The sequence below is a fragment of the Chryseobacterium phocaeense genome (genome assembly GCF_900169075.1).
GTDB classification, from domain to species: domain Bacteria; phylum Bacteroidota; class Bacteroidia; order Flavobacteriales; family Weeksellaceae; genus Chryseobacterium; species Chryseobacterium phocaeense.
Window position 1 is genome coordinate 1 of sequence record NZ_LT827014.1, and the last position, 18,108, is coordinate 18,108.

Consider the following 18,108-nt stretch of genomic DNA (forward strand, 5'->3'; position numbering starts at 1 on the left):
AAAAACGTCTCACACAAAACTGTATGAGACGTTTTAATAAAAACTGGCGGCGGCCTACTCTCCCGCTTGTCGCAGTACCATCGGCGCTGGTGGGCTTAACTTCTGTGTTCGGAATGGGAACAGGTGAGCCCCACCGCTAAAACCACCCTAAAGAAGGTATATATTGTACAATGTCGGATGTATCATGTACAATGTATTTACATTATACTTTCTACAACCTACAGGGTACAAGTTTTAAGCGATAAAAACTTTCACAAAGACAAAACCTTTACTGCGCATAAAAGGCTTGTTATATAGCAACCATAGGCTATAAATCTACGGGTAATTAGTACTACTCGGCTATGCTGTTACCAGCTTTACACCTGTAGCCTATCAACGTCGTCATCTACAACGACCCTTAAAAGATGTCTCATCTTGAGGCGAGTTTCGCACTTATATGCTTTCAGTGCTTATCTCTTCCAAACATAGCTACTCAGCGGTGCACCTGGCGGTACAACTGATACACCAGAGGTTTGTTCAATTCGGTCCTCTCGTACTAGAATCAAGCCCTCTCAAACATCTAACGCCCGCAATAGATAGAGACCGAACTGTCTCACGACGTTCTGAACCCAGCTCGCGTGCCACTTTAATGGGCGAACAGCCCAACCCTTGGGACCTTCTCCAGCCCCAGGATGTGACGAGCCGACATCGAGGTGCCGAACCTCCCCGTCGATGTGAGCTCTTGGGGGAGACTAGCCTGTTATCCCCGGAGTACCTTTTATCCTATGAGCGATGGCCCTTCCATACGGAACCACCGGATCACTATGTCCTGCTTTCGCACCTGATCGACTTGTTGGTCTCACAGTCAAGCACCCTTATGCCATTACACTCTACGCACGGTTACCAAGCGTGCTGAGGGTACCTTTGAAAGCCTCCGTTACTCTTTTGGAGGCGACCACCCCAGTCAAACTACCCACCACGCAATGTCCTTCAATATGAAGTTAGGCTCCAAGTAAGTAAAGGGTGGTATTTCAACGTTGGCTCCACCAACACTAGCGTGCCAGCTTCAAAGCCTCCCACCTATCCTACACATTACTTACTCAAAGTCAATACGAAGTTATAGTAAAGGTTCACAGGGTCTTTTCGTCCCATTGCGGGTAATCGGCATCTTCACCGATACTACAATTTCACCGAGCTCGTGGCTGAGACAGTGCCCAGATCGTTACACCATTCGTGCAGGTCGGAACTTACCCGACAAGGAATTTCGCTACCTTAGGACCGTTATAGTTACGGCCGCCGTTTACTGGGGCTTCAGTTAATGCCTTCGGTTTAACCCTAAGCACCTTCCTTAACCTTCCAGCACCGGGCAGGTGTCAGACCCTATACAGCATCTTTCGATTTAGCAGAGTCCTGTGTTTTTGATAAACAGTCGCCTGGGCCTCTTCACTGCGGCCACCATTGCTGATGGCGTCTCTTCTTCCGAAGTTACGAGACTATTTTGCCTAGTTCCTTAGCCACGACTCACTCGAGCACCTTAGGATTCTCTCCTCGACCACCTGTGTCGGTTTTGGTACGGGTTGCTTCACTTCGGCTTTTCTTGGATCCGAGTTCACTACAGCAGCTTCGCCCGAAGGCTAGGCCTTGACTATTCCGTCAGTCTCCAGTAGCTACATCGAACCGTCCCCTTTTTAGTGTGAGCAAGTATGGGAATATTAACCCATTGTCCATCCACTACCCCTTTCGGGTTCGCGTTAGGTCCCGACTAACCCTCAGCTGATTAGCATGGCTGAGGAAACCTTAGTCTTTCGGTGAGGGGGTTTCTCGCCCCCTTTATCGTTACTTATGCCTACATTTTCTTTTCTGTCCGCTCCACAATACCTCACGATACTGCTTCAGCGCAAACAGAATGCTCTCCTACCAGATGTATTAATACAAATCCATAGCTTCGGTAATATGTTTATGCCCGATTATTATCCATGCCGGACCGCTCGACTAGTGAGCTGTTACGCACTCTTTAAATGAATGGCTGCTTCCAAGCCAACATCCTAGCTGTCAATGCAGTCCAACCGCGTTGCTTCAACTTAACATATATTTGGGGACCTTAGCTGTTGGTCTGGGTTCTTTCCCTCTCGGACATGGACCTTAGCACCCATGCCCTCACTGCCGCAGAACATTTATTAGCATTCGGAGTTTGTCAGGAATTGGTAGGTGGTGAAACCCCCGCATCCAATCAGTAGCTCTACCTCTAATAAACTCATTTGCGACGCTGCACCTAAATGCATTTCGGAGAGTACGAGCTATCTCCCAGTTTGATTGGCCTTTCACCCCTACCCACAGGTCATCCGAAGACTTTTCAACGTCAACCGGTTCGGTCCTCCACTCTGTGTTACCAGAGCTTCAACCTGCCCATGGGTAGATCACAAGGTTTCGCGTCTAATCCTACTAACTAACTGCCCTATTCAGACTCGCTTTCGCTCCGGCTCCGGTACTTAATACCTTAACCTCGCTAGTAAAATTAACTCGTAGGCTCATTATGCAAAAGGCACGCCGTCACCCAACTTGTGGGCTCCGACCGCTTGTAGGCGTACGGTTTCAGGTTCTATTTCACCCTTCTATTCGAAGTGCTTTTCACCTTTCCTTCACAGTACTTGTTCACTATCGGTCTTTCAGGAGTATTTAGCCTTGGAGGATGGTCCCCCCATATTCAGACAGGATTTCACGTGTCCCGCCCTACTCATTTATCATCTAAATATGCCTTTCAAATACGGGGCTATCACCCGCTATGGCTGTTCTTTCCAGAACATTCTTTTAAACATATTAAGACTTTTGGGCTAATCCGCTTTCGCTCGCCGCTACTTACGGAATCTCTTCGATTTCTTTTCCTCCGGGTACTTAGATGTTTCAGTTCTCCGGGTTTGCTTCCCCTAAGGGATGACATATCTTCAATATGCCGGGTTGCCCCATTCGGACATCTGCGGATCAAGTCGTGTGTGCCGATCCCCGCAGCTTTTCGCAGCTTACCGCGTCCTTCTTCGCCTCTGAAAGCCTAGGCATCCGCCATACGCCCTTAACGATTTCTTTCCTATTTTTGGTTACTCAAGCGCTCTTATGCGCTCGGTTTTCTCTTTGTGATGTCTTTACCGTTAATGTCAATGATCTTTAATGCTTGTATTAATGTATTATGTACAATGTAAAATGTACGGCTCTCGTACTTTTTTGATACATTTTCCATAAATACCCTCATACAGTGTACTCTATACTTTCGTACGTGGTACAATTCGTGGAGAATAAGGGAGTCGAACCCTTGACCTCCTGCGTGCAAGGCAGGCGCTCTAGCCAGCTGAGCTAATTCCCCCTCTAGTTAAGATTAAATGATTAAAAGATTTAATGATTAAATAATTAACGCTCGCTAATGTTTTAATCTTTCAATTTTTTAATATTTAAATCCCTTTAATTAGTAGTCTCGGGCAGGCTCGAACTGCCGACCTCTACATTATCAGTGTAGCGCTCTAACCAGCTGAGCTACGAGACTTTGTTATGAGTAATGGGTGATGAGTAATAAGTAATATTTTAATATCCTTTTTTTCCTCGCTTCATTCTCAATCTCTTCCCTTTTACTAATTTCTAGTGGGTTTTATTTTATAATTGATAGATGATGATTGATGTTTTATCAGTGATCAATTATCATTTATCTTTTATTTATATCAACCAAATAAAAAACTAAAGCTTAACTTTAAGCAGAATCAATGTACATCACTGTACTTAATTTTGTTTAACGTTCTTCAACGCTCTAAAATGAGATGTTCCAGCCGCACCTTCCGGTACGGCTACCTTGTTACGACTTAGCCCTAGTTACCTGTTTTACCCTAGGCAGCTCCTGTTACGGTCACCGACTTCAGGTACCCCAGACTTCCATGGCTTGACGGGCGGTGTGTACAAGGCCCGGGAACGTATTCACCGCGCCATGGCTGATGCGCGATTACTAGCGATTCCAGCTTCATAGAGTCGAGTTGCAGACTCCAATCCGAACTGAGACCGGCTTTCGAGATTCGCATCCAGTCACCTGGTAGCTGCCCTCTGTACCGGCCATTGTATTACGTGTGTGGCCCAAGGCGTAAGGGCCGTGATGATTTGACGTCATCCCCACCTTCCTCTCTACTTGCGTAGGCAGTCTCACTAGAGTCCCCAACTTAATGATGGCAACTAGTGACAGGGGTTGCGCTCGTTGCAGGACTTAACCTAACACCTCACGGCACGAGCTGACGACAACCATGCAGCACCTTGAAAAATGTCCGAAGAAAAGTCTATTTCTAAACCTGTCATTTCCCATTTAAGCCTTGGTAAGGTTCCTCGCGTATCATCGAATTAAACCACATAATCCACCGCTTGTGCGGGCCCCCGTCAATTCCTTTGAGTTTCAGACTTGCGTCCGTACTCCCCAGGTGGCTAACTTATCACTTTCGCTTAGTCTCTGAGTCCGAAAACCCAAAAACGAGTTAGCATCGTTTACGGCGTGGACTACCAGGGTATCTAATCCTGTTCGCTCCCCACGCTTTCGTCCATCAGCGTCAGTTATAGTTTAGTAACCTGCCTTCGCAATTGGTGTTCTAAGTAATATCTATGCATTTCACCGCTACACTACTTATTCCAGCTACTTCAAATATACTCAAGACATGCAGTATCAATGGCAGTTTCACAGTTAAGCTGTGAGATTTCACCACTGACTTACACATCAGCCTACGGACCCTTTAAACCCAATAAATCCGGATAACGCTTGCACCCTCCGTATTACCGCGGCTGCTGGCACGGAGTTAGCCGGTGCTTATTCGTATAGTACCTTCAGCTTTCCACACGTGGAAAGGTTTATCCCTATACAAAAGAAGTTTACAACCCATAGGGCCGTCATCCTTCACGCGGGATGGCTGGATCAGGCGCTAACCCATTGTCCAATATTCCTCACTGCTGCCTCCCGTAGGAGTCTGGTCCGTGTCTCAGTACCAGTGTGGGGGATCACCCTCTCAGGCCCCCTAAAGATCGTAGACTTGGTAGGCCGTTACCCTACCAACTATCTAATCTTGCGCGTGCCCATCTTTATCCACCTCAGTTTTCAATTCCAAATGATGCCATCCAGAATATTATGGGGTATTAATCTTCCTTTCGAAAGGCTATCCCCCTGATAAAGGCAGGTTGCACACGTGTTCCGCACCCGTACGCCGCTCTCTCTGTTCCGAAGAACAAATACCGCTCGGCTTGCATGTGTTAGGCCTCCCGCTAGCGTTCATCCTGAGCCAGGATCAAACTCTCCATTGTATGTTTTTCCTGACCCGCTCAAAGTTTATTTACGCTTTAGTTTTTCCTTACTTGGTTGTTATATTGTATGTCAATGATCTTTGTTCTTTCCGCTTTAATAAAGAACTTTCTTTCTGTCGTTCTGTTCCTTATTTGCGGTTGCAAAAGTAATTATTTATTTTCTAATGACAAAATGTTTTTGGAGAAAATTTTAAAGTTTTTTTAGTAACCTTAACCTCTTTTTAAAACCCCTATCCTTTATCTACTCCTGCGCCCCGGCGAACCGGACTGCAAAGATACAAACTTTTTTAAATCCCACAACTTTTATCTGAATAAAAATTAAAAGCTTTTTTCTTTGTATCCTTTTTAAGGAGTTTAAATAATTTCGCCTCTTTAATAGCTCTTCTGCGCTTACCAAATACTCTCGTTTTCAGTGGGGCAAAGATACACCCTTATCTACACACGAAACAAGTTTATTTAACATAAAATTGATATTTGTGTAATATAAAACCTTAAACAGCTGCTATTCAGAGAGAAAAATTTCAAACTAATGTTTAACTTTTTACCTCTCCCTGTACTCAAAAGGTTTCTACGGTTTATTTCGAGAATAAATAAGGCTTAAGAACTCTGCAAAAGATTTTTCCAATCCAATAATATCGCCTGATTTCAGGTTTAATCCACCAATTCCTGAAGTGTCTGATTTTACTTTTGCTGAAGAAACCTGGAAATATAGGTTTTCGTCATTATTTTTAGGCTGAACTTTAATGGTAGACCCCAAAAGCTTCTTTGTTGAGATGGTATATATTTCTCCCGGAATGATATCGAGTGTAAGGTAAGATCTCGGACTGAGTATATAATCTTTTTTATTGATATTAATTTTCTGATCTTTATCGGAGGAAGCAAAAACATACAGCATTCCATCCTTGCCGATCAGGTTTTCCTTGGGCGTGTAATAAAGAGCAATCTTATAATTTGCCGGATTGAGCGGCTGTGGTGTACCATCTATATTTTCAAACGGTATAAAAGAAAATGTATTGGCTCCTATTTCTTTTGCCTTCTTATATATTAAAGAGAAAACCGCCGCATCATCATTTGAGTATCCCTGCACTTCAATTTCGCCCAAATATTCCGCTCCTGTTACCGATTCAGCTTTTTTATAAAGGAACTTATCCGTATTGTCACTGGTTTTTTCAACTTTTGAAAGGTAAACATTCTGTGCGCTACAAAATGAGGCACAGAGTACGGAAAGAGCAACTGCCAGATTCTTCATCATATTATGGATGTGTTAGTAGTTTAACGGATTCTTCAAGACTGTTTTCCCAATGTTTAGGCTCAATTTTGTATATCTCTTCTATTTTATCCAAAGACATTGTACTTCTTGCCGGTCTTCTGGCAGGAGTAGGATACTGTTCTGTGGTAAGCGGATTCAATTTAACGGATGATTTTGAAAACTCGGCGATCTTTTTTGCGAATTCAAACCAGGTAGTTTCCGGATAGTTTGAGAAATGAAAAATACCATAAGTTTTTGCCGGCGTTTCAATGATCTCCATGATTGCTTCTGCAAGGTCATTTGCATTGGTAGGTTGTCCGAACTGATCAGCAACAATTCCAAGCTCTTCTTTTTGAGAAAAGAGGCTCAACATTGTTTTAACAAAATTCTTATTGAATTCCGAATACAGCCACGAGGTTCTCAAAATAATGGTTTTGGGATTGACTTCCAAAGCCAGTTCTTCCCCTCTTCTTTTTGATTCTCCATATACGCCAGTAGGATTGGTAAAATCGTCCTCTTCATAAGGAAGATTGGTATCGCCATCAAAAACGTAGTCGGTAGAAATATGAATGAGAATGGTTTTATGGTCTGCGCAAGCCTGTGCAAGACAGGCAACACCATCTGCATTGACCGCAAATGCTTTATCCGCCTCTTTTTCTGCAAGATCAACGGCTGTATAAGCTGAAGCATTAATACAGTAATCAGGTTTATTGTCATAAAAGAACCCATTGACCTGATCTTCGTCTGTAATGTCTAAAGTTTGTGAGTCTGTGAATATGAATTCATACTTATTTTCGAAATCAGGTGCTATCTTTCTGATACAGTTACCCAGCTGTCCGTTACTTCCTATTACGGCAATTTTCTTCATCTGCAATATTATTAGTTTACTTGTCAAAGACTGTTATTTTAACAGCTGACTATGAATTTTTCGCGTTCTGCGATCTTAAGAACTTCACTCTGGACTGAAACTCTTTCTGCTCCAGGTCAACATAGAACTTTCCGAAGGTCTCTTTTATATCTTCCGGATGAACTTCGGATCTTCTTGTTTTAATGTTAAAATAAATCACAGTTACCCACAGTACGGCATGAATTGTTTTTTCATCAAGACTTTTCATAAGTATCTCCACTTTAGCCGTTCTGTCCTGTACCTCAATGGTTTTGCTGCTGATCACTACCTGGGTATTGTATCTCACTTCCTTCAAGTAAGCAATCTCATTCTGAATAGCGATCCATGTACATCCTGTTTTCTTGGTATATTCTTCATAGGTAAAACCATAAAATGTTTCTACATGGTCCTCTCTGGCATTGAACATATAATCCAGATATTTTACATTATTCAAATGTCCTATCGGATCACAATCACTGAACCTTACTTTTACGGTTGTTGATACTTCTTTTTCCATAGCGCAAAAATAAAAAAACCGCCCCTAAAAGAGACGGTTAATTTATAAAACTTTGATAATTTCTTAGTTTACTCCTAATTCTTTCTTAACAGCAGCCGTTGCATCAGGACCTCCTTTGTACACAAATGCAGAAGAGTTTGCATCCATAATGAATTCATATCCGTTAGCTTTAGCTACTTTCTCGATAGCGTCGTTTAGTTTTTTCTCAATTGGACCGAAAGCTACATCCTGCTTACCTTGAAGGTCTTTCTGAGCTTTTTCCTGCATCTGAGCGATTTCTTCCTGAAGTTTCTGTAGTTCTGCTTCTCTGGCTTTGTTTTCGTCAGCAGTTTTCTTTGGAGCTTCTTCAGTATACTGCTTTAATTTAGCCTGCCCTGCGTCTGCTTTTTTCTTGATCTCCGCTTGTTTTGCATCAAGGAAAGTTTTTATGTCAGCATCTGCTTTTTTCTTTTCAGGCATAGCGTTAAGGATTCCCATTAGATCCACAGAAGCTATTTTCTGAGCTTTTGCCATACTTACCGATACAACCATTATAACCGCGGCAAATAATACACTTAATTTTTTCATAATTGGTAAAATAAATAATTTAATTTGTTTTTAGATTTTAATTTTAAGTAAAAGTTAATTTGAAAACTTACTTTTTGCTTTTACTGTTTGTCTTTTCTTTTTTATCTGATCCTTTTAATAATATGGCCAATACTTTCTCCGTATAATCATATCTTGGTAAAAGGAAAATGACATTGTTACTGGTTTTATCAAGAACTGTGCCCAAGCCGTTTTTTTCAGCCATGGTTTTCACAGCGTTCCAGATCTGATCCTGGAAGGGTACTACCAGATTTGTTCTAAGCTTTGTAATTTCGCCATTGGCTCCAAAACGCAAGCTGGTAGTGGTTTTGATGTTTTTCTCAAGGTCCATCACTTCTTTTTCACGAAGCTTGAGCTGATCCCCTATCAATAATACTTTTTCACTTTCAAAAGCAGCTTTTTTCCTTTCGTATTCAGACTGCAGATTTTGAAGTTCGGACTGCCATGTATCAATCTGCGAATTTAATCTCGCTTCTGCCTCTTTGTATTCAGGCATTTTATCTAAAATAAGCTGTGTATCTATTACTCCTACTTTCTGGGCGTTAGAAAACCCAAAAATCAGGAACAATACAACTGTGAAAATGATTTTAAAGTTTTTCATATTGAATTATAATGATTGGTTCATCAAGAAGTGTGTTTTCCATCCGGAAGGTTCTGTTCCTGTAACCGTTTTATCAAAGCCATAAGCAAAGTCAAATCCGATCAGACCAAACGCTCCCATGTATACTCTTACCCCTACACCCACTGATCTTTTCAGCTGGAATGGGTTATAGTTGCCCCATGAGTTCCATACGTTACCTCCTTCTGCGAAAGTAAGTGCATAGATCTTAGCCGTCTGGTTCATGGAAATCGGGTATCTCAGTTCTAATGTAAATCTATTGTAGATGGTACCACCTCCTCTCTGGGTGATATCCTCACTTTCTCCTCCATAAGTGGAAGCATTTTCATATCCTCTTAAAGGAATCAATTCACGACCGTCATATCTACCTCCGAATAAACCTGTTCCCCCTACATAGAATCTTTCAAATGGCGGAGCTCCAAGTTTTTTGTTGTATCCGTCCATGAATCCCATTTCCGCAGAAGATCTCAATACCAGTTTTCCGGCAACTTCATTATAAACGTCAGCCTTGAACTTGATTTTGTAGAATTCCATCCACTTATATTTATCCACCGGCGCCATTGTAGAATAGTCTTTATTACTGAACAATGAGTACGGAGCAGTCAGTTTAGCGGAAAGTTCAATATTTGAACCCATCGTCGGGAAGATCGGGTCAATACCTGCAGAGTTTCTGCTTAATCCTAAGTTAAGGCTTAAGTTATTGGCATCACCGTAGTATTCCGTCTGATCTCCAAACTGGAACGGATAGTTCTTGAATGTATATTTCTGGAACTGAAGTCCTGTATAAAGCGAGAAGTAATCATCCGGCCAGTTTAAGAGTCTGTTCAGACCTACTGACGCGGAGAAGATATTAAGCTTCTGATCATTTCCACTGCTGTCATTATATTTTACTCTGGATGTATTTAAACTCACAGAAAGAGCGGTTGGTCTTGTTCCGAACAACCATGGCTCGGTAAATGAGATTCCGTAATTCTGGAAATACTGTCCTGCCTGTGCCTGGATAGATAAAGTCTGCCCATCTCCCTGAGGTACCGGTTTAAAGTCTTTGAATTTAAGGAAGTTCTTCAACGAGAAGTTGTTGAACGTTAATCCTAAGGTACCGATAAAGCTGTTACCACCGTAACCTGCCTGTAACTGTACCTGTGAAGATCCTTTTTCAACGAGCTTCCAGTTGATGTCTACTGTATTATCCTGCTGATTCGGCTGGATATCCTGGCCTACCTGCTGTGGATCAAAGAAAGACATTCCCGCAAGATCGAAATAGGTTCTCTTGATTTCTGTCTTTTTGAAAAGCTCACCTGGTTTTGTTCTCAGAGCTCTCAATACCACATGGTCATGGGTAGTGGTATTCCCCTGCCAGGTTACTTTATTCCAGGTAGCCTGCTCGCCTTCATTAATTCTGATCTCAAGATTTACGGCATCGCCCGACACGGATTTCTCAACCGGCGTTACACTGGAGAAAAGGTAACCGTTATTCATGTATATGGACTTGATATCCGAATCATCTTCTTTACCTCCGTCTTCTCCTACTTTTTTGTTGAAACCTACGGCATCGTAGATATCTCCTTTTTTATATCCTAGTAATCTCTGTAAATATTCTGTAGAATACACTGTATTTCCGGTGAATGTAACATCACCGATATAATACTTCTTCCCTTCATTAAGCTTTACATTGATTTCGTAGTTGTTCTTTTTATTTCTCCATACAGAGTCTGAAACTATGGCAGCATCTCTGTATCCAAGGGAGTTATAATAACTGATAAGGCTCTGCTTATCTTCCTGGTATTTTTCTTCAATGAATTTTGAAGATTTAAGGATTCCCCCGATACCAAATCTCTTTTGCTTGGTTTCTTTGAATGCTTTTTTTCTAAGCTTCGCATCGGTCACGCTCTGGTTGCCTTCAAACTCGATATGGTCGATTTTTATTCTCTTTCCTTTATCTACCGTTATGGTCCAGTCTACCATAGAAGGATCGTTGGCATTCACCTTATCCTGAATGGTAATTTTAGCATCAGCAAATCCTTTTTTCACATAGTCTTTAGGAACTTTTGTTTTAAGACTGGAAATCAGGTTCTGCGTAATTTTTGTTCCCGGTTTCAGGTTGTTATCCTTCGTTAATTTTTCATTTTTAGATTTACCAATACCTTTCCCTGTGAATTTTACTTCTCCAAGTTCTTTAAGGTCTTCAAGGTAGAATCTTAAAATTACGGTCTGGCCTTCAATGCTCTGAACATATACTTCAACCTCTGAAAAAGAATGGGTGTCCCAAAGCTTTTTCACTGCGTTGCTAATTTTCTGTCCGGGAATATCTACTGCCTCTCCTTTGGTTAAGCCTGTAAATCGTAAGATCTGAGCCGGTGTATACTTTTTTACCCCATCTACAACAATGTCTTTAAGAGTGTAAGTTCCTGCTTCATTTTCTGCATGTACAGCACTGTTTACTTTGGTGCTGTCCTGAGGAGTTACTTGTCCATAAAAATGTGCCGAAGCAGCAAACATGATGATGGGTAATAGTCTAAACTTCATTTTATCGAGTCTTTCTTTTCTTTAAATTTATTGGGCTTTTATCTGATCGCCGGTTAATCCGTATCTTCTTTCTTTATTCTGATAATCCACAATACACTGGAAGAAGATATCTTTTGTAAAATCCGGCCATAGGACATTTAGAAACTGTAGTTCCGCATAAGCAATCTGCCAGAGAAGGAAGTTACTTATCCTTATTTCCCCGCTGGTTCTGATCAGCAGGTCTACAGGAGGAAAATCTTTTGTATAAAGGTAGCTTTCAAATAATTTTTCATCAATATTCTCAACATCCACATTTCCATCCTTCACATCGGAGCTTAGTTTTTTTACGGCTTCCAATATCTCGTTCTGTGAACCATAGCTTATAGCCAGTACAAGATTGCCTTTTGTGTTTTCTTTCGTAAGCTCTATCACACGTTCCAGCTGCTCTCTTACAAGGACCGGAAGCTTTTCAAGATTCCCGATTACATGCATTCTGAGCCCTTTGCTGAAAATCTCTTCTGCTTCAAGCAATAGGGTTTCCACCAGCAGGTTCATCAGTGTATTGACTTCCTCAGCCGGACGGCTCCAGTTTTCGGAAGAAAACGTATACAATGTTAAATAGGGTATATCTATTTCATTACAGGCATTAATGGCATTTCTTACTGCATTAATGGCATTCTTGTGACCGAACGTTCTTTCTTCGCCACGAGTTTTTGCCCATCTTCCATTACCATCCATAATGATGGCCACGTGTTTCGGTAAATTCTCAGAATTTATTTTATCTTTAATCAACGACATATTCATTAATCACAATAACATGGCGGTCTTCCGAATGAGTAGGTAAGCCCTAAACTGAAAGTATTTATCCAGTCTTTCGACCTGTCATCACCAATATTTCTTTTGTTTAAAAGTTCTTGTTCTCTTTCTTTAGAAACTGCATAATAGTTCCCTGACTGCAGAAGTGAAGCGCCGGTAGCGGGATCCAAAATATCTGCATTATAGCTGGAAGTAAGATCGCTGGCCAATAATCGGCTATGATCCAACTGATCAGTCAGTGTATATCTGAATGTAGCTTCTGCAAATATACCCCAGTTATGGTTGAACTTATATTTTAAACCTACCCCAAAAGGGATATGCATTGTTACTTTTTTTCCTAAAGAATATACCGGAGTACTCTTAAAATCAAGCTCATTAAGAGGAGCCTGCGCCACACCGTCTGCATCTCTTCTGAAATCATTCACAATATCTGCTTTAGGAGCATCAAACATCAATGCCCCGATACCTCCGAAGATGTATGGGCTCACCATGCTTTCCTGCTCATTATTAACAGGGAAAAGATTGTATTCAAACATTAAGCTTGCTTCGTATACGTTATTTTTTCCATATGAATTTCTATTCACTCTATATTCTTCTTTCGCAGCTTTATCGCTGAACTGGATCTGGTTGTATCCAAGGTCCAATCTAACGGTTTGGTGCGGGTTAAAATTAAATCTGTATAATAAACCACCATAAAAAGGGAATCCCCACTCTGACATCCTGTCCAAATCCAACGGCTTTTGTAAAATATAATTGGTCCTTCCTATGTCCCCCACCAGGTTACTCATACCTAGACGAACTCCCAATTCGTTTCTTTGTGCTTTAACACTGACCATTCCCAGGAAGGCAATAAAGCTAAACAATAATTTTTTATTCATAAAAGAATATGGATTTATGGTTATTTTAAAATTTAATTTTTGCAAATATAAAACTTTTTTATATTAATGATATTCTTAATGTATAGTTAAAAATAAACAAAAAAACATAATTTGTTATAAAGTAAACGGCAAAGTGCCAAAAATATTCTTTTTTCCTTAGATTCCAAATACTGATCGTATAAAAAAACCCCCATTTGCTGAGGGTTTAAAACGTTATTTTTTATTAAATATTGTTTGTACCTTATTTCGTATTCTTATGAGTAGCGGTTCTTTATAATTTTTATCTTCATCAAAATAGCCGTAGCCATAGCCATAACCGTATCCATAGCCGTAACCTTGTTTCGTATTATAATCATTATAGATCAGCCCCAAATGATCAATCTCTTCATTATGGTACTTTTCAGTAATCATTTTCAGCATGTACTTTTCAGTATATTCATGACGAACCACATAAATATTGGCATCAGAATATTTCATCAGTTCATAAGAATCGGCTACCAGACCTACCGGCGGTGAATCTATAATAATGAAATCATATCTTTCTTTCAGCTCTTCTATAAATCTGATGTTCCTTTCACTCATCAGAAGCTCTGATGGATTTGGAGGAATAGGTCCTGAAGTAGCAACATCCAGATTTGGGATTTTTGTCTTATTGATGATCTGTTCCAGCCCTACTTCACCGGTAAGGTAGTTGGAAATCCCGTATTTATTATCAATTTTAAAATCTCCGAAGATTTTAGGCTTTCTAAGGTCCATTCCCAGCAATATGGTTTTTTTATCGCTTAATCCCATTACTGAAGCAAGATTGATGGAAACGTAGGTTTTTCCTTCCCCCCCGATGGAAGAGGTTACGAGAATAGTTTTGCCTTTTCCGTCTTCTTTATTGTGGTCCATCAGGAGCCTTATGCTGGCTCTGATTCCCCTGAACGCTTCAGACACTGAAGACTTAGGCTGTTCAAGTACGGTAAGCATATTCTCGTTGCTGTTGTTTCCAATCACGCCCAGAAGCGGGATCTTCGTTGCACTCAGCAGTTCTTTAATATTTCTGATCTTATTATCCAGAACTTCTCCAACCAGGATGAAGAGAAGTGGAAATAACAGGAGTCCACCCATAATGGCCATCTTTATGGCTTTCACGTTAGGTCCTATAGGAGCCTGTCCAAGGTTTTTGGCAGGGTCAATTACGGTAATGTCAGACTGGTTGGTGGCTACTTTCATCTGTGCCTCGTTCTGTCTGGACAACAGGCTGTTGTAGGTAGCCTCTATCATATTATATCCTCTTTCCGCATCTAAATATTTCCTTTCCTTTTCCGGATATGAGTTGAGATCACTATTGGCTTCAGATACCTGACTGTCTATTTTACTGATCTCATCATAATATTTTGTATAATAGTTTCTTAAAGTACCGGTTGCACCAGCTCTTGCTTCATCAATAAGCCTGTTGACCTCTTTAATAGGCTCAGAGTTTGGCCTGTAAATAGTGGCCATTTCTCTTTTTTTGGTATACAACGCTTTCAGCTCTGTAACGGAAGCCGTAAAGAACCCATCCTCGAAGCCTGCTGCATTGGTACTGATCATTTTATCAAAATCCTGCGCCTGAAGGGTGGATTTAATGCTGTTCAGTGAAGTAATTTTGCTTACAATATCTGCCTTTTTGGCTTCCAGATCCTTTATTTTATCCAAAGATTTTTCGTCCCTGTCTTTAATATTATACAGTTTCTCTGATGTTTTCAGGTAGTTCAGAACAGCTGCGCTTGAATCCAGCTTTTTACGGATATTATTAAGATTAGCCTGCAGGTACTGGTCTGTGTTTTTGTTAACGATATTCTTATCGGCAAGCCTTTTCTTCTGAAGTTCGGTTACTGATTTGTTCAGGAAATTAACCGTACTGTTCAGGTTAAATCCTTTTTTATTGATGATCATAATCGTACCGATCTCCTTATCAAAATCCACTCCTATTGTAGATACGATCTCATTAACACTTTGATTCACAGAATTGAGTCTGACAATAATATTATCAACTTTTATTCTAGGTGTTTCAGGATTTTTAAGCAATCTGAATCTGAGATTAGGGGAATTATACCACTCGTTGATTCTTATGATTTTATTAGCCGGCCTGTTATAAGCACTAACGGTCTGAAATCCTTCTACTTCAAAGTTGTATAAGCTCGTAGACTGCCCTTCTTCGGGAAGGATCACTTCATAGGAATCCCCTCCTTTCGGGATCAGGGTGATGGCATAATTGATCTGCTGAAGGTGCTTTTTATCTATCTGCAGAAATATCGGCGAATCTGTTTTATCGATGTATGTAGACTTGATGACACCTTTAGTTGAATAATTCACAAAAAGATCAAGTTCTTTTACTAAAAATTCATTGTGAGATCTGGATAAAAGCATTTTTTTCAGGTACATTCCATCCTGATTTCCGCTTTGTCCCCAGATGAAGTTGATGGACTGGTTAGGGGTAAAATAACTCGAAGTATTATTCGACACACTTAATGAAAGGTCTGAGGAGTAAATACTCTGAGCGTAATATTTGCCGTATACCCATGAAATGATGTATCCAATAAGCAATACAAATGCAAACCAGTACCAGTTTTTGAGTATTCTTCTTAAAAAATGCTCGATATCAAATAATGCAAACGAACCGTACTTATTATCCTTCTGGCTATCGTTTCTCCCTACTTTCGCGTCGTTCTCTGGAATCATGATTAAAGGTTTTTAAGAAGCAGGTAAATTGATAATGCGGTTGTAATTACTGATACCCCGGTCGTTAAAGTCTGTACAGGATCTTTCCCGAATCCGTTTAAGCTTTTCCCTCTGGTGTTCAGATAGATTTCGTCACCATTTTGTACGTAATAGTATGGGGAATTCATAATATCTTCGCGGGTAAGGTCAATTTTTGCTACCTTGATTCCTTCAGGTAGTTTTCTGTGAATCACTATATTTTTACGGTCAATGGTTCTGTTCAAACCCCCGTTAATTGCTATAGCCTCTGTAATGGTAAGTGTATTTTTATGGGCCACTTTCTCCCCTGAAAGACCTGTGGTTTCCACGTCTCCCAATATATAATAAGTGATTCCGTCTGTATTCAGTCTTACCTCTGCCTTACCTTCCTGGAAGTTTTCATTTACTTTTTCCTGAAGCTCCAGCGTAATATCTTCAAGTGTTCTTCCCTCAGCTTTCACATATCCTATTCCGAATACATTGATTTCTCCTTTGGAATCTACCTTCAGACCATTAAAGTAGAAATTGATATTTCCTCCGTTTGATCCGCCACCAACACCAATACCACCTATTCCACCACGCCCTCCCATTGGAGAGTTGGTAGTACCCGTTACACCTCCTGAGGAATTCAGGGATGAATAAAACTGAGCGGCATCTCCTTTTGGAGTGGTTACAATATTAAGGTTAAGAATATCGTTTTTGGTTATTCTGTAGGTAGGAATATTGTAGGGAATAAGCCCTTCTTCATTGATGACAAGGCTTTCGCTTGGCTGCATATACCTTACATCTTTTTTGGTGATGCAGGATGTAATAAAAAATGGGAATATTAAAAATAAATACTTTAAGTTCTTCATCATGTTTGAATGTATTGCAAAAGTAAAAATTAAATTGTTATTTTCTTATTATTTCGTAAACGATAGATCAGATCTGGTAAATAGGCTCCAAAAAATCCTAATAAAATAATGATCAGTAGCAACAGGTTTATATTAATGTGTCTCAGATAGTAAGCCACGGTTACAATCATAAGATAATATACAATAATATAAAATGTGGAACGTCTGTGCGTAAGATCCAGTTTTAAAAGCTTGTGGTGGATGTGGTTTTTGTCTGCATCAAAGGGTGATTTTTTGTTGCAAAGCCTTACGATAATCACATTCAGGGTATCTACAATGGGCAGAATGAGGATGGCAACCGCTATAGCTGGTGCCGACTGAAGGTGATATCTGGGAACATTGGGAAGTTCTTTATCTATAAAAATGTCAATAAAACAAATGGATGTAAAAGCCAGCAGAAAACCGAGAAGCATAGATCCCGTATCTCCCATGAATATCTTATTGGTCCTGTAATTTGATAAATTGTAATAGAGAAAGGCCAGCACGGTTCCTATGATGACCACAGACAAAACCACCAACGGATAATTATATTCCCCCAGCCTGTAGTAACTTATCCCGAAAAGCCCGCTGCATATTACCGAGTATCCTCCCGCCAGGCCATCTATCCCGTCAATAAGGTTGAACGCATTGATAAGGACAATAAACGTAACGATACTGAATACCAGGCTTACAAAATACCCCATTTCATATATCCCGAAGATCCCGAACAGGCTTCTGATTCTGATATCCGAGCCAATCACAACAAGGGAAGATACAATGATCTGTGCCACGAGTTTCTTATACGCCCGCATCACCACAATATCATCCATCACTCCAATGTATAAAAGGATAACAAGGGATGCAAACAGGAATTTATAGAGATCAAAAAGCTCATAGGCAAAGATAGAAGTACAAATCCCGATGGAATAAAAAATGGCAATACCACCAAGATTTGGGATTTTTCTAAGATGAGAACTCCTTATTCCCGGTTCATCCATAAGGTTCTTTCTTCTGGATATCTTAATAATGGTGGGAATGGAAAAAAAGGTAATAAAAAAAGAGAATAGAAACCCTAATCCTATTTTCACGTAAAAAATAGAAATTCCTGATTCGCTTAAGAACAATTCAAAATTCTTCATTTTTTTTATCAAGTACATTATCAATG

At 40.4% G+C, this 18,108-nt stretch carries 11 protein-coding genes, 2 tRNA genes and 3 rRNA genes; all 16 read right to left on the reverse strand.

Annotation, left to right across the window (positions count from 1 at the left end; translation table 11 throughout):
• Window positions 1-41 precede the first annotated feature (41 nt).
• The 16 genes from rrf to B7E04_RS01600 all read right to left on the reverse strand — a co-directional run bounded on the left by rrf (window position 42) and on the right by B7E04_RS01600 (window position 18,082).
• Window positions 42-150, reverse strand: a 5S ribosomal RNA gene (rrf, locus tag B7E04_RS01525).
• Window positions 151-305: 155 nt separating this feature from the next.
• A 23S ribosomal RNA gene (locus B7E04_RS01530) occupies window positions 306-3,060 on the reverse strand.
• A 200-nt stretch (window positions 3,061-3,260) separates the two neighbouring features.
• Window positions 3,261-3,334, reverse strand: a tRNA-Ala gene (locus B7E04_RS01535).
• 103 nt (window positions 3,335-3,437) lie between these two features.
• Window positions 3,438-3,511, reverse strand: a tRNA-Ile gene (locus B7E04_RS01540).
• Window positions 3,512-3,772: 261 nt separating this feature from the next.
• Window positions 3,773-5,289, reverse strand: a 16S ribosomal RNA gene (locus B7E04_RS01545).
• The 16S, 23S and 5S rRNA genes sit together here with 2 tRNA genes alongside, the layout of an rRNA operon.
• Window positions 5,290-5,857: 568 nt before the next feature.
• Complete coding sequence (locus tag B7E04_RS01550; RefSeq protein WP_228439780.1) at window positions 5,858-6,541, reverse strand: hypothetical protein; 684 nt, start codon at window positions 6,539-6,541, stop codon at window positions 5,858-5,860.
• 1 nt (window position 6,542) lies between these two features.
• A complete protein-coding gene (gene rfbD, locus B7E04_RS01555) occupies window positions 6,543-7,433 on the reverse strand; it encodes a dTDP-4-dehydrorhamnose reductase (RefSeq protein ID WP_228439781.1) in 891 nt (296 codons plus the stop codon).
• A gap of 22 nt (window positions 7,434-7,455) precedes the next feature.
• Window positions 7,456-7,941 carry an acyl-CoA thioesterase gene (locus tag B7E04_RS01560; protein ID WP_080776944.1) on the reverse strand — a complete coding sequence of 162 codons (486 nt, stop codon included), beginning with the start codon at window positions 7,939-7,941 and terminating at the stop codon, window positions 7,456-7,458.
• A 63-nt stretch (window positions 7,942-8,004) separates the two neighbouring features.
• Window positions 8,005-8,508, reverse strand: a complete 504-nt coding sequence (locus B7E04_RS01565; RefSeq protein WP_080776945.1) for an OmpH/Skp family outer membrane protein — start codon at window positions 8,506-8,508, stop codon at window positions 8,005-8,007.
• A gap of 67 nt (window positions 8,509-8,575) precedes the next feature.
• Window positions 8,576-9,127, reverse strand: a complete 552-nt coding sequence (locus B7E04_RS01570; RefSeq protein ID WP_062653972.1) for an OmpH/Skp family outer membrane protein — start codon at window positions 9,125-9,127, stop codon at window positions 8,576-8,578.
• Window positions 9,128-9,133: 6 nt separating this feature from the next.
• Complete coding sequence (gene bamA, locus B7E04_RS01575) at window positions 9,134-11,671, reverse strand: outer membrane protein assembly factor BamA (RefSeq protein WP_080776947.1); 2,538 nt, start codon at window positions 11,669-11,671, stop codon at window positions 9,134-9,136.
• A gap of 27 nt (window positions 11,672-11,698) precedes the next feature.
• Window positions 11,699-12,448, reverse strand: coding sequence for an isoprenyl transferase (locus B7E04_RS01580; RefSeq protein ID WP_080777930.1), 750 nt, complete (start codon window positions 12,446-12,448; stop codon window positions 11,699-11,701).
• A 5-nt stretch (window positions 12,449-12,453) separates the two neighbouring features.
• Window positions 12,454-13,344, reverse strand: a complete 891-nt coding sequence (porG, locus tag B7E04_RS01585) for a type IX secretion system protein PorG (RefSeq protein WP_080776948.1) — start codon at window positions 13,342-13,344, stop codon at window positions 12,454-12,456.
• A gap of 213 nt (window positions 13,345-13,557) precedes the next feature.
• Complete coding sequence (locus B7E04_RS01590) at window positions 13,558-16,053, reverse strand: exopolysaccharide transport family protein (RefSeq protein ID WP_080776950.1); 2,496 nt, start codon at window positions 16,051-16,053, stop codon at window positions 13,558-13,560.
• Between the two features lie 2 nt (window positions 16,054-16,055).
• Complete coding sequence (locus B7E04_RS01595) at window positions 16,056-16,928, reverse strand: polysaccharide biosynthesis/export family protein (RefSeq protein ID WP_080776952.1); 873 nt, start codon at window positions 16,926-16,928, stop codon at window positions 16,056-16,058.
• 26 nt (window positions 16,929-16,954) lie between these two features.
• A complete protein-coding gene (locus B7E04_RS01600) occupies window positions 16,955-18,082 on the reverse strand; it encodes an MraY family glycosyltransferase (protein ID WP_080777931.1) in 1,128 nt (375 codons plus the stop codon).
• Window positions 18,083-18,108 lie beyond the last annotated feature (26 nt).